General features: G+C 71.4%; 12 protein-coding genes. 4 read left to right on the forward strand and 8 right to left on the reverse strand.

Annotated elements, in window-relative coordinates:
- From A5714_RS16500 to A5714_RS16510, 3 genes are all read right to left on the reverse strand, one after another.
- Positions 1-1,041: alpha/beta hydrolase family protein (locus A5714_RS16500; RefSeq protein ID WP_068286819.1), on the reverse strand; the 1,041-nt coding region annotated here is incomplete at its 3' end.
- Between the two features lie 127 nt (positions 1,042-1,168).
- The gene (locus tag A5714_RS16505) at positions 1,169-3,421 is read right to left on the reverse strand and encodes a cation-translocating P-type ATPase (protein ID WP_068286822.1); all 2,253 of its coding nucleotides are present in this window, start codon (positions 3,419-3,421) and stop codon (positions 1,169-1,171) included.
- Positions 3,418-3,630 (reverse strand): heavy-metal-associated domain-containing protein, encoded by a 213-nt coding sequence (locus tag A5714_RS16510; protein ID WP_068073986.1) that lies wholly within the window; start codon positions 3,628-3,630, stop codon positions 3,418-3,420. The genes A5714_RS16505 and A5714_RS16510 overlap by 4 nt, the downstream gene beginning before the upstream one ends.
- 166 nt (positions 3,631-3,796) lie before the next feature.
- Between A5714_RS16510 and A5714_RS16515 the strand changes: the two genes are divergently transcribed.
- On the forward strand, positions 3,797-4,267 hold the full coding sequence (locus A5714_RS16515; RefSeq protein ID WP_068073984.1) for an SRPBCC family protein: 471 nt from the start codon (positions 3,797-3,799) through the stop codon (positions 4,265-4,267).
- Here the strand turns inward: A5714_RS16515 and A5714_RS16520 are convergent.
- The gene (locus tag A5714_RS16520; RefSeq protein ID WP_068073982.1) at positions 4,255-4,821 is read right to left on the reverse strand and encodes a pyridoxamine 5'-phosphate oxidase family protein; all 567 of its coding nucleotides are present in this window, start codon (positions 4,819-4,821) and stop codon (positions 4,255-4,257) included. The two genes, A5714_RS16515 and A5714_RS16520, sit on opposite strands and share 13 nt — an antisense overlap.
- 179 nt (positions 4,822-5,000) lie before the next feature.
- On the opposite strand from A5714_RS16520, the gene A5714_RS16525 reads away from it, so the two are divergent.
- The 3 genes from A5714_RS16525 to A5714_RS16535 all read left to right on the forward strand — a co-directional run bounded on the left by A5714_RS16525 (position 5,001) and on the right by A5714_RS16535 (position 8,733).
- A complete protein-coding gene (locus tag A5714_RS16525; RefSeq protein ID WP_082959791.1) occupies positions 5,001-5,588 on the forward strand; it encodes a TetR/AcrR family transcriptional regulator in 588 nt (195 codons plus the stop codon).
- Between the two features lie 267 nt (positions 5,589-5,855).
- Positions 5,856-6,941: a sulfate ABC transporter substrate-binding protein gene (locus A5714_RS16530; protein ID WP_068286827.1), complete on the forward strand. Its 1,086-nt coding sequence runs from the start codon at positions 5,856-5,858 to the stop codon at positions 6,939-6,941.
- Positions 6,942-6,957: 16 nt separating this feature from the next.
- Positions 6,958-8,733: a SulP family inorganic anion transporter gene (locus A5714_RS16535; RefSeq protein WP_068286829.1), complete on the forward strand. Its 1,776-nt coding sequence runs from the start codon at positions 6,958-6,960 to the stop codon at positions 8,731-8,733.
- A gap of 6 nt (positions 8,734-8,739) precedes the next feature.
- On the opposite strand, the gene A5714_RS16540 is transcribed toward A5714_RS16535, so the two are convergent.
- The 4 genes from A5714_RS16540 to A5714_RS16555 all read right to left on the reverse strand — a co-directional run bounded on the left by A5714_RS16540 (position 8,740) and on the right by A5714_RS16555 (position 12,373).
- Positions 8,740-9,579 carry an SDR family oxidoreductase gene (locus tag A5714_RS16540; RefSeq protein ID WP_082959787.1) on the reverse strand — a complete coding sequence of 280 codons (840 nt, stop codon included), beginning with the start codon at positions 9,577-9,579 and terminating at the stop codon, positions 8,740-8,742.
- A gap of 35 nt (positions 9,580-9,614) precedes the next feature.
- Positions 9,615-10,901 (reverse strand): sodium:proton exchanger, encoded by a 1,287-nt coding sequence (locus tag A5714_RS16545; protein ID WP_068286832.1) that lies wholly within the window; start codon positions 10,899-10,901, stop codon positions 9,615-9,617.
- 246 nt (positions 10,902-11,147) lie between these two features.
- Positions 11,148-11,966, reverse strand: a complete 819-nt coding sequence (locus A5714_RS16550) for an SDR family NAD(P)-dependent oxidoreductase (RefSeq protein ID WP_068286833.1) — start codon at positions 11,964-11,966, stop codon at positions 11,148-11,150.
- The gene (locus A5714_RS16555; RefSeq protein ID WP_068286843.1) at positions 11,963-12,373 is read right to left on the reverse strand and encodes a nuclear transport factor 2 family protein; all 411 of its coding nucleotides are present in this window, start codon (positions 12,371-12,373) and stop codon (positions 11,963-11,965) included. The genes A5714_RS16550 and A5714_RS16555 overlap by 4 nt, the downstream gene beginning before the upstream one ends.
- Positions 12,374-12,439: the final 66 nt, after the last annotated feature.

Here is a 12,439-nt window from a genome sequence, read left to right on the forward strand (position 1 = left end):
CGGGTCGAACGCCGCCCAGGCGGCCTGGTTCCCGCCGTACAGCTTGGCGACGGTCACGTCCTTGGGACCGACATTCGGGCTGCGGTCACCGGCGATGTCGACGAACGCGCTGAACAAATCCGGGTGCATGACGGCCAGGTCGACGGCGCAGGTGCCGCCCATGGACCAGCCGGCGACACCCCAGTTGGCGCGGTCGGGGCTGACACCGAAGTTGGACACCAGGAACGGGATGACGTCCTTGCTCAGGTGGTCGGCGGCGTTGCCGCGGGTGCCGTTGACGCACTCGGTGTCGTTGTCGAAGGAACCGGTGGGGTCGACGAAGACCAACACCGGGGAGAACCCGTGATGCGCGGCGGCGAAGGTGTCGATGGCGGTGAACGCGCCGCCGGGGCCCAGCCAGTCGGCCGGGGTGTTGAACGCCGAGCCGATCATCATGACCGCGGGCAGCCGGGGCGGCGGGTTGCTGTTGAACCAGCCGGGCGGCAGGTAGACCAACTCGCGCCGGTGCCGGAAATGGGAGGCGTTGTCGTCGATGTCGACCGGTACCACCACGCCCTTGGTCGGCCGGGTGCCGGCGACCTGCATCTCGGTGACCCGCAGCCGGTCGATCTGGTCGGGCAGCGGGACCGAGGTCAGCTGGTTCCACGCGGCGAGCGCCGTCGGGAAGTAGCCGACCCAGCCGTTCAACGCCAGCGCGGCGCACAGGACGCACAAGGGGACGGACACCACCGCCACCCCGCGACGCCACCAGCCCGCGCCGCGCCAGCCGACCAGGAACACGGCGGCGGCCAGGCCGCTCATCGCGATCCACAACCACAGCGCCGGCGGCGCGGGGTCCCCGGCCACGCCGAGCGACGTGATGTACCAGTAGGAGAGGGCGGTGACCGCGACGGCCGCGATCACGGCCACGGGCAGCACCCGCGCGAGCCAGCGCCGAGCGCCCCACCGGATTGCGACGAGCAGCGCCAGCACCGTCACTGCCTGCACGGTGGCGGGGAACCACCCGTGCAGCAGAGACAGTCGTCCGAAGAATTGGTCCAACGGTCGTTGCCTTTGCTGAATCGGTGGCCGCGCGGGTCGGACCCGTGGTCGTGTCGAAGGTCGGGACAACTATCCCACACCGGGGCGCCACGCCCGCCCGTCGTCGCGGCGTGTGAGCGGTCGCCGTTCAGCGCTCGGCGATACCGCGGAATCCGCGCAGCCGCAGGCTGTTGCCGACGACGAACAGGCTGGACACCGCCATCGCGGCACCCGCGAGCATCGGGTTGAGCAGCCCGGACGCGGCGAGCGGCAACGCGGCGACGTTGTAGCCGAACGCCCAGAACAGGTTTGTCTTGATGGTCGTCAGGGTGCGGCGGGACAGCCGGACGGCGTCGACCGCGGCGCGCAGGTCACCGCGCACCACGGTCAGGTCGGCGGCCGCGATGGCCACGTCGGAGCCGGCGCCCATGGCCAGCCCCAGGTCGGCCGCCGCCAGGGCCGCGGCGTCGTTGACGCCGTCACCGACCATGGCGACAACCCTGCCGTCGGCTTGCAGGCGCCGCACGGCGGCGACCTTGTCGCTCGGCGTGGCGCCGGCGATCACGTCGTGAATGCCGACCTGCGCGGCGACGCGACGCGCGACGGTCGGATTGTCACCGGTCAGCAGCACGGGCGTCAGGCCGAGCCGCGTGAAGTGCCACACGGCCTCGGCGCTGGTGGGCTTGACCGCGTCCGCCAGCGCCAGCACACCGCGCACCCGGCCGTCCCATCCGACGGCGACGGCCGTGTGGCCGTCCCCCTCGGCGCGGGCGGCGGCCGCCGTCAGCGCGGCGTCCGGGCGCAGGCCGCCCTCGGCCAGCAAGGCGGGGCGCCCGAGGACGACCGCGTGGCCGTCGACGGTGCCCCGCACCCCGTAGCCGCCGACCGCCGTGAAGTCCGCCGCGGCAGGCAGGCGGCCGAGCTCGGCACCGGCGGCCCGCGCGATGGCCCGCGCCAGGGGGTGTTCGGAGGCGTCCTCCAGGGCGCCGGCGTAACGCAGGACGGTGGCCCGGTCGGTGTCGGCGGCGACCGACACGGCGACGAGGGTCATGGTTCCGGTGGTGACCGTGCCGGTCTTGTCGAGCAGGATCGTCTCGATCGCGCGGGTCGACTCCAGCGCCTCGGGCCCCTTGATGAGCACGCCAAGCTGCGCGGCCCGGCCGGCGCCGACCAGCAGGGCGGTCGGGGTGGCGAGCCCGAGCGCGCAGGGACAGGCAATGATCAACACGGACACGGCCGCCGTCAGCGCCATGGCGAACGCCGAGCCCGCGGCGAGCCACCCCGCCAGCGTCACCGCGGCCAGGGCCAGCACGACCGGCACGAACACCGCGGCGACACGGTCGGCGAGGCGCTGCACGCGGGCCTTGCCCGACTGCGCCTGCTCGACCAGCCGGGCCAGCTGCGCCAGTCGGGTGGCGTCCCCGACCCGGGTCGCGCGGACCACCAGGCGACCGCCGGCGTTCACGGTGGCGCCGGTGACGGCGTCATCCGCGCCCACCTCGACCGGAACCGATTCGCCGGTCATCAGGGAGGCGTCGACGGCCGAGGAGCCCCACACGACGATCCCGTCGGTCGCGATCTTCTCGCCTGGCCGGACGACGAACTCGTCACCGACGGCGAGCTGCTCGGTGGGGATGCGGATCTCGGCGCCGTCGCGCAGCACCGCGACGTCGCGGGCGCCGAGCTCGAGCAGCGCCTGCAGCGCGGCGCCGGCCGCCCGCCTGGAGCGCCGCTCGGCGTAGCGGCCCGCCAGCACGAACAGGGTCACGCCGGCCGCCACCTCGAGGTAGACGTGGGCGGTGCCGTCGCCGCGCCGCACGGTCAGATCGAAGCCGTGCCGCAGGCCGGGGCGGCCGGCGGTGCCGAGCACCAGCGCGTACAGGGACCACAGGAACGCCGACAGGGTGCCGATCGAGATCAGGGTGTCCATGGTGGCGGTGCCGTGCCTGAGGTTGGTCCAGGCGGCGGCGTGAAAGGGGCGCCCACCCCACGCGACGACCGGCACGGTCAGAATCAGCGACACCCACTGCCAGTAGCGGAACTGCAGGGCGGGAATCATCGCGACGGCGATCACCGGGGCCGCGAGCAGCGCGGTGCCGACGAGCCGGGTGCGCAGCGACGTCAGGTCCCCGTCATCGGCCGCCGCGGCGCGGCGGGCGCGCGACGCGACGACCGCGCCGTAACCGGCCTTCTCGACCTCGGCGACGAGCGCCGCCGGGTCGTAACCGGCCGGGACGGCGACAGCGGCCTTCTCCGTCGCGTAGTTGACGGTGGCGGCCACCCCGTCGAGCCGGTTCAGCTTCTTCTCGATCCGAGCGGCGCAGGCCGCGCACGTCATCCCGCTGATGGCCAGCTCGATGTGCGGCGGCGCGGCCGGCGAATCGGGTCGGGCCGCACTCATGCGACCAGGACGGCCTCGTAGCCCGCCTCGTCGACCGCCCCGAGCACCGCCGCCGCGGCGACGGGCGCCGCGCTGGTGACGACGAGCCGGCCGGTCGCGGCGTCCACCTCGACGCCGCCGACGCCGGGAATCTGGGCGACCTCGCGCCGGACGGCGGCCTCGCAGTGCGCGCAGCTCATCCCGCTCACCCGGTATTCGCTCGTCGCCATGACACTCCTTTGCTGACCCGCCCCCAACCCCCCCATTCTGCCCGGTCGCCGGATGCGGCGGGGACCGGTCCGCGGCGCCGCGGGGCAGCCCCGCGGCAGCGGCCGGGCGGGGTGCCGTCCGGCCCGGTCGCCGCATTACGCTGCCGGAAGCGGGGAAGGAGGCGCCATGACGGTGACAGTCGTCGACGCGGGGCCGCGCCAGGTGAGCCGATCGGTGGAGGTGGCCGCGCCGGCCGCCGAGTTGTATGCCTGGGCCGCCGACCCGCGCCGCCACCGCGAGTTGGACGGGTCCGGCACCGTCCGCGACAACATCGTGATGCCCGACAAGCTCGTGGTGGGGTCGCGGTTTTCGACCAGCATGAAGGTGCTCGGCGTGCCGTACCGCATCACCAGCACCGTGACCGCGCTCAAGCCCCACGAGGTCGTCGAGTGGCGGCACCCGGTGGGCCACCGCTGGCGCTGGGAGTTCGAGCCGGTCGCGCCCGGCCTGACCAGGGTCACCGAGACCTTCGACTTCCGCGACGCCGGGAAGATCAAGAACAGGTTGAAGTACTACACCCTGATCGGCGCCCGCAAGTTCAACGCCGCGGGCATCGAGGCGACGCTGACCAAGCTGCGCGACCGCTACGCCGGCTGATCGCCCGGGTCGGGGGCGTCCCAGGGCACCACGCCGGACACCCAGTGGCTCAGCGTGTCGACCTGGTCGTTGCGGTGCAGGTGCCGGGGCGGCGTCGCGTAGCTGGCATACGGCCGGCACCGGATGACGACGCGGTTCTCCCGCTCCGACATTTCCTGGATGTGGGGCCGCGCCTCGTCACCCAGCGGTTGCCCGGACATGCGGCCGGCGACTGCCATCATCACGTCGACCGCCAGCGCGGGGTCTTCGTCGAGGGTCGCGTCCGCGTAGACCTGTAGGTACGCGAACGGCCACCGCTCGTCGAGCACGCACAGGCTCACCTTGCCGTCGCGCTGGACGACCCGGGCCTTGCCGCGGCCGGCCATCGTGGAAACCAACAACTCGCCGGTGTCGGTGGGGATGTAGTAGACGATCGACATCGCCGGCCCGTCGCTGCGGCGGCGGTAGCCGAAGACGCAGGTGCGGTGCGTGCGCACGAACTCCCGTCGTTCGGAGGGCAGCATGTCGCGGTCGGTCGGGGCAGTGAACGGCGCAGCCGCCAACGGTAGAAGCATGACGAAGGGTCCTCGCTGTCAACGGCCTTGACCGGTGCGGATATTTACGGATACAGTGTGTCCATTAATACGGTGGGTGTCAAGACGGCAAAGGATCGACGGCAGTGAACGACGCGTCCGCCGCCGACCGGCCGACCGCGCCGCGCGGGCGTGGCCGCCCCGCCCGTGCGGTCGAGCGGATGCTGGACGCCGCCGTGCAGATCGTCGACGAGCAGGGCGCCGACGCGCTGTCGATGCGCTCGTTGGCCCAGCGGCTGGGCTCGGGCACGGCCACCCTGTACCGCCATTTCGCGAACCGCTCGGAACTGGTGTCCATGGTGATCGACCACATCCTCGGTGCGGCCGAGGAGGTGACGCCCGGGCCGCGCTGGCAGGACGCCTGTATGGCCTTGGCGCAGAACCTTTTCGAGGCCCTGCGTCGGCACGGCAACGTCGCGCCGCTGCTGGTGGAGTACACCCCAATCGGGCCGAACGCTCTGGCGCATCGCGAGCGGTGCCTGTCGGTGTTGCTCGCCAACGGTTTCGACCGGGCGACGGCGGCGCACGCCTACGCCACCCTGGCCCGCTACGTGCTGGGCTTCGCGTTGCAGTCCGGGCCGACCGCCGGCGAGCGCGACGGCGAGCTGGCGGCCGCGTTCCACCGCCTCGACGCGACCCGTTATCCCGCGACCGTCGCCGTCGCCGACGAGTTGCCGGTGCCCTTGACCGAGGAATTCGGCTTCGGGTTGCGGCTGATCGTCGCCGGCCTCGAGCGGTTGCGCGACTGAACGGGTGAGCGGCGTCCCTCGTTGCTTCGGACGTCCTGCCCGGCACCGAGAGGCGAAGGAGCGCCATGACCCAGCGCCTCGCGACCCGTACGACGACGGCCGGCCGGCTGCACCCGTCGACCCAGACGGGGCAGCTGCTCGGCCGCGCGTTTCCGTCAGGCTGATTTTCAGGGCTGTCGGCCGGTGGACTGATCGTTAACATTCTTAAAATGTTCGGTCACCGGACCGGATGGCTCTTTTCGATCGGCGCTCGGGGATGGGGTCGGCGTGGTGAGGCTGCTACCACCTAGCCTGTCGGCGCCCGCCGGCCGACGGCGCCGTCGGTTGCCCTGGCTCAACATCCTCGGCGTCGTGGCGGTCGTCGCCGCGACCACCGCGATCGTCGTCAAAAACATGCCGTCGGCCGGGTCGAATGAAATCCTCAACGTCTCCTACGACCCCACCCGCGAGCTGTACGCCGCCGTCGACGCGAAGTTCGTCGCGCAATACCGGGCGCGCACCGGGATCACGCTGAACATCAAGGAGTCCCACGGCGGCTCGGGCCGTCAGCTCAAGACCGTGCTGGACGGCACGCAGAAAGCCAACGTCGTCTCGCTGGCGCTGATCAGCGACGTCGCGACCCTGAGCAAGCGCGGCCTGATCAACCCGGACTGGCAGCGCCGGCTGCCCAACAACGCGGTGCCCTACACCTCGACCATCGTCTTCGTCGTCCGCAAGGGCAATCCCAAGGCGATCCACGACTGGCCCGACCTGGTCAAGAGCGACGTCTCGGTGGTCACGCCCAACCCGCGCAGCTCCGGCAACGGCCAGCTGAGCGTCCTGGCGGCCTGGGGCTCGGTCACCACCCGCGGCGGCAGCCAGGCCAAGGCGGCCGACTACCTGCGCACGTTGCTGCGCCACGTGGCCGTCTCCGACGCGGGGGCGCGCAGCGCCGGTGACAGCTTCACCCTGGCCAAGCTCGGCGACGTGCAGTTGAGCTGGGAGAACGAGGCGCTGCGCGAGGTCGCCGCCAACAGGGACGAGCTGGAACTGGTGTACCCGCCGGTCAGCATCCTGGCCGAGCCGGCGGTCGCGTGGGTCGACGCCAATCTCTCCGACGCCAAGACGGCGGGCTACGCCAAGGCGTACCTGGAGTACCTGTTCACCGCCGACGGGCAGGAGCAGGCGGCGCAGTACGGCTACCGCCCCGTCAAGCCGGAGATCCTGGCCAAGCACGCCGACCGGCTGCCCGCCCTGACGCTGTTCCCGATCACCGCCATCGCCAAGGACTGGAGCGACGCGCGCGAGCAGTTCTTCGGCACGAACGGCATCCTGGACACCCTCTCGGCGTCGCCCGCGGCGGCGGGGATCTAGCGGAAAGACGGACCCCGTGGCCCTCTCGATCAACTACGACGCGGTGAAAGGCCGGCACGACCTGATCGCCGGCCTCACCGTCGCCGCCATCTCGTTCCCCCAGGCGATGGCCTACGCGCTGATCGCGGGTGTCGACCCGAGGTTCGGCGTCTACTCGGCCATCGTCGTCACGATCGTCGCATCGCTCTTCGGGTCGTCGTCACACCTGATCAACGGCCCCACCAGCGCCATCTCGCTGCTGGTGTTCAGCGCACTCGCCTTCCTCGACTCGGAGAACACCACCGAACTGTTCGAGGGGTTGTTCCTGCTGGCAGTGCTGGTCGGGGCGTTTCAGATCGTCATCAGCCTGTTCAAGCTCGGCAACCTGACCCGCTACATCTCGGAGTCGGTGATCATCGGCTTCATGGCCGCCGCGTCGTTCCTGCTCGCCATCGGGCAGCTGGGCAACGCCCTGGGGGTCCGCGACAAGGGCAACGGCCACATGCAGGTGCTGCGGCGGGTGTGGCTGACGCTGTTCCACGGCGACCACTACAACTACCGCGCGCTGGCGCTCAGCGCCGGCGCGGTCGTCCTGGCGGTGCTGCTGCGCAGGTTGGTGCAGCGCTTCGGGTGGCCGCAGATCGACATGCTCGCGGTGCTCGTCATCACCGGCGCCGTCGCGTACTTCGCGGGCTGGTCCGTGCCGAGCCGCAGCGGCCACACCGCCGTCGCGGTGGCCGCCAAGATTCCGCGCAGCCTGCCGACCCCGCACGTTCCCGACGTCCAGACCGGCTGGCTGCCGCACCTGTCCACCGGCGCGCTGGCCATCGCGTTCGTGGGCATCATCGAGGCGCTGTCGATCGCGAAGGCCATCGCCTACCAGACCCAGCAGCAGATCGACTACAACCGCCAGATCATGGCGGAGGGCCTGGCCAACCTCGCCGGCGGCTTCTTCCAGAGCCTGCCGGGATCGGGCTCGCTGTCGCGATCGGCGATCAACTTCCAGTCCGGCGCCCGCACCCGGTTCTCCGGCATCGTCTCGGCCGCGACGGTCGCCGCCGCGCTGCTGCTGTTCGCGCCGCTGCTGCGCTACGTGCCGCAGCCGGCGCTGGCCGGGCTGCTGCTGGTCACCGCCGCGCGGCTGGTGGACTGGAAGCGGCTGATCTACACGGTGAAGGCCTCCCGCTACGACGCCGGCCTGGTGGCCCTCACGGCCTTCACCGGCGTCGCGATCGACCTCGACAAGTCGGTGCTGCTGGGCGTCGTGCTGTCCATCCTGCTGTTCGTGCCGCGCGCGGCGAAGCTCAAGGCCCGGGAGTTGATCGTGACCCCGGAACGGGTGGTGCGCGAACGCATTGCGGGGGAGCCGGCCGATCCCGCCATCGTCATCTACGACCTCGAGGGTGAGCTGTTCTTCGGCGCCGCGCCGGAGCTGGACCGCTACCTCGCCGACATCGCCACCCGCATCGTGACCGACGACGTCAAGTACGTCGTGCTGCGCCTCAAGCGGGTCCGGCACCCGGACGTGGTGTGCATTGAACGGATCGAGCACTTCCTGCGCGAGCAGACCGCCCGCGGGATCACCGTTCTGCTCGCCGGCGTGCGGCCCGACACGCTGGGCGTGCTGCGTAACGTCGGCTTCGACAGCTGGTTCCCCGTGGGCGACGTGTTCCCCGAGGAGGACGAGGAGTACTCGGCGACCCTCAAGGCGGTGCGCCACGCGCACAACAAGCTCGCCGAGCTGAAACTCAAACCGCCGTTCACGGGTGCGCCGGAACTCGCGCCGCACACCGAGCTGTACTACCTGGTCTGACGCCCGTCAGCCCGCGGCGGCCGCCACCCGGGCCCGCTCGGTCATCGAGGCGACCACCCCGCCGTCGTTGAGGATGTCGGTGCCGGTGAGGTACCCGGCTTTATCGCTGGCGCAGAAGGCGAGCAGTTCGGCCATCTCCTCCGGCTTGCCCCACCGGGGGACGGCGGCGTCGGCCACCATCGCCCCGGCGCCGGCCCGCTCCTCGAGCCGGCCCATCTCGGTGTCGACCGAGCCTGGTGACACCGAGACGATCCGCAGCCCGCGGGCATTGAACCGCTCCGCCTGCGCCTGGCTGTACCACCGGACGAAGCTCTTGCTCAGCGCGTAGGCGAGCCCGGATCGGGCCTCCTCGGGCGCGACCGCACACGCCGCCAGCAGCGCGTCCATGAAGTCCTCGGCCTCGCGCAGCGCCAGCGGAAACTTCGCGGTGGGAATCATCTCGGCGGGCAACAGGTGCGCCGCCATGGACGCCACGTTGACGATGACGGAACCCTCGCCGGCCACCTCATAGAACCGCTCGTTGACCTGCGCGGTCCCCAGCGCGTTGGTCCGCAACACGTAGTCGGCGGAGCCCATGCTGGGGCTTACCCCGGCGGTGTGGATGACCGACGCGAGCGTGCCCAACGCGGCGGCGGTGTCGAACAAGGCGGCGACCGCCCGTCCGTCGGTGACGTCACCGTGGACGACGGTCGGCGTGATGTCCAGGGCGTGCAGGGCGTCCGCCGCGGCGCGCAGCCGGTCCGCCCTGACGTCGTAGAGGACCACTGTGTGGTCGCGCCCGACGACTTTGGCCGTCGCCAGGCCCATGCCACCCGCGCCGCCTGTGATCACCGACACTCGACTCATGCCACCGACGGTATCCCTTCGGCGCGCGGCGGCCGTTATCCGGGCTCGTCGTGGTGCGGGTGACCGCTGTGACGCAGAGCGGTGCCGACGAACGGGGCCTTGACGGTCGCCAGCACATGGCGGCGATTGACGAGCAGCCCGGCGACCGCGACCGCCGCGTACACGCCACACAGGATGAGCCGTCCGTGCGTCGAGGCGAGGGGGAACTGGACGACGAACAGGCCGAGCAGGGCCCACGCCGTCGCCCGGTGGAAACGCAAGCCGAGAATGAGGGCCACACCCATGAGTGTCTGCGTCGCGGTCAACAGAACCTCCTCGACCTGGCGCGGGTCGAGGACCAGGGCGGGGCCGCCGCCGCCGATCAGGTGAGCTACCGGCAGCGACCCGATGAGCAGCGTCCACTGGTTGACCTTCGACGAGATCAGCGTCGCGATGGCGGCCGTGCCCTTGCCGCGGGCCGCGAAGATGGTGGCCACGATGAATTCGGGCGCCTCCGACGCCAACGGCGCGAGCCATTGGACCAGGAGGAACCGGTCGATGCCCAGCTCGGTGCCGGCGCCCACGAGGTTGTCGGCGAAGGGCTTGGCGCACAGCAGAATGACGGCGCCGGCGGTGAGGAACAAACCGATCACGGTGGCGCGCCGCCCGCGGTCGGGGAGCTCGCCGATGGCGGCGGCGGTGCCGATCAGGTCCGGTTCCTCGACGTCGCCGTGGCTGAGCTTGTAGAGGTAGAACCCGAACCACCCCAACAACGCCAGGCCGAGGCCGAGGTGGATGGCGCCGCCCGCCGGGATGGCGAACGCGACCACCCCGGCCACCAGCAGGAAGCCGAGTTCCACCCGGTTGGTCGTCTCCAGTTCCAGGAGGGTCGCCTTGGCGCCGCCCCTGCGGGCCACGACGATGCTGACCAACACCACGACGGGCCAGCCCAAACCCATCAACAGCCGGTTGGAGCCGGTCATGTTCGCCGCGGCGTACTGGGTGTAGCCGGCGTTGTGGCCCGACACGTACGCGTAGTAGAGGTCGACGGCGTACTCGGGCAGCACGGCGATCAGCGCGAGCACCGCGGTCGCCAGGCCGCCGGCGACGTCGATCTGCGCGGCCTCGGCGGCCCACGCCAAAAGGAAGCTCGCGGACACCACCGCGGCCCCGAACACCAGCAGGGCGATCAGCGGGTCGGGGTGCAGGCCGAGGACGCGGATGACGGCGGCCGGGACCACGAACGCCGCGGTGATCACCGCCGACCTGGCCAGGGTGCGACGGCGCGTGCGCGCGGTCGTCGAGGGGGCGGCGGGAGGCCTGTCGGTGGCGAGCATCGTCATCCTTTGGTGGAAAGGGGTGGCGATCGGGTCACGGGGTTTCGGCGGGCGCCTGCCTACCGCCACCTCAAGTTACCCGCGTAACCCGCACGCCAGCAACGTGCCGGTGCGACGAAGCGCGGGGATGCCGCCGTCCGTCTTTGCTGGCTATGCGGCCCTAGACGAAAAGTTAGGACCGCCTGATCGACAACTTCGGCAAACCATTTACCACCCCGATCACTTCGACGGCCGGCGGCGCGGGCGGGTTCCCTAGACGTCGGGACCCATGGCGGCCGCGGCCGCTTGGGTGAACAATGCGACGGCTTGGTTGCGGCTCAGCGAGGCCAACAGCTGCGCGGCCGCGCGCATCGTCTCGCCGACCAGCACGGTGGGCCCGTTGCCGAGGTTGTCGAACGCCTCCGCGATCACCTCGTCGATCGTGGCGGCGCCGGCCGGGGCGTCCTCGGGTGACGCGATCTGCCCGCGCGCGTATTCGAGCGCTCGAAGGGCGGGGGTGTTCGTCTTGCCCAGGATCAGGCCCACCACGTCGACGCCCTTGTCGTGCAGTTCCGCCCACAGGGCCTCGGCGAACACCATGTCGAACGCCTTGGAGGCGCCGTAGGCCACCATGTTGGGCCCGCCGGCCAGACCGGCGCCCGAGCCTAAGATGACGACGCCCCCGCGGCCCCGGTCGACCATCGGCCCGGCGAAGTGATGGCACAGCTGCGTCAACACCATGCAGTTGCGCTGCACCATCGCCTCGGCGGCCTCGATCGGACTGGCCAGAAACGGCGCAAAATGCGGGTCCGCGCCCGCGCAATACACCAGGAATCCGACGTCGAGGTCGGCGGTCATCGCCGCCACGGCCGCCGCCGCGCCCGGCCGCGCCAGGTCGACGGCCAGGGTCCGGGTGGCCGCCGACGTGGTCGCCTCGATCTCGGCCGCCACGCCGTCGAGGACCGCCTGCCGGCGCGCCACCAGGACGACGTTGACGCCGCGTTCGGCCAGGCCGGTGGCGAACGCCGCGCCGACGCCGTCCGAGGCACCGGCGACCACCGCCCAAGGGCCGTACTTGCTCGCGAACGTCATGCGCCGAAGGCGGCGACGCGCACCGAGGTGAACCGGCGTCGCGCGATGCGCCAGCCCTCGGCGGTGCGCACCACCTCGTCGTCGTAGAAGCCGCACGCGTTGACGCCGGATTGGTTGTCCCCGAACATGATCACGGCGTCGACGTAGGTGCGCGCCGAGCCGTCGTCGCCGTCGACCGCGATGACTTGGTTGGTCAGGCGGTGCAGCGTGTGTCCCGCCGGGGCGTGCGTCGTGTCCATGAACTCGGTGACGGCGTCCACCCCGTGCCACGCGCCGATCTCGCCGTAGTCCAGTTCGCAGTCGTCGGTGAAGACGGTGCGGAACAGCGCCCAGTCACGCCGATCGATGCCGGTGGCGTAGCGCACCAGCAGGTCGGCGATGTCTTGCCGGTCCTCGGCTTCACTCACTGCGCGGCCCACAGCGTCGCGTCGATCGGGAGTCGGTGATCTAGCCGCACGCGCGATACCGCCATC

Source organism: Mycobacterium sp. E2462 (genome assembly GCF_001672685.1).
Lineage (GTDB): Bacteria > Actinomycetota > Actinomycetes > Mycobacteriales > Mycobacteriaceae > Mycobacterium.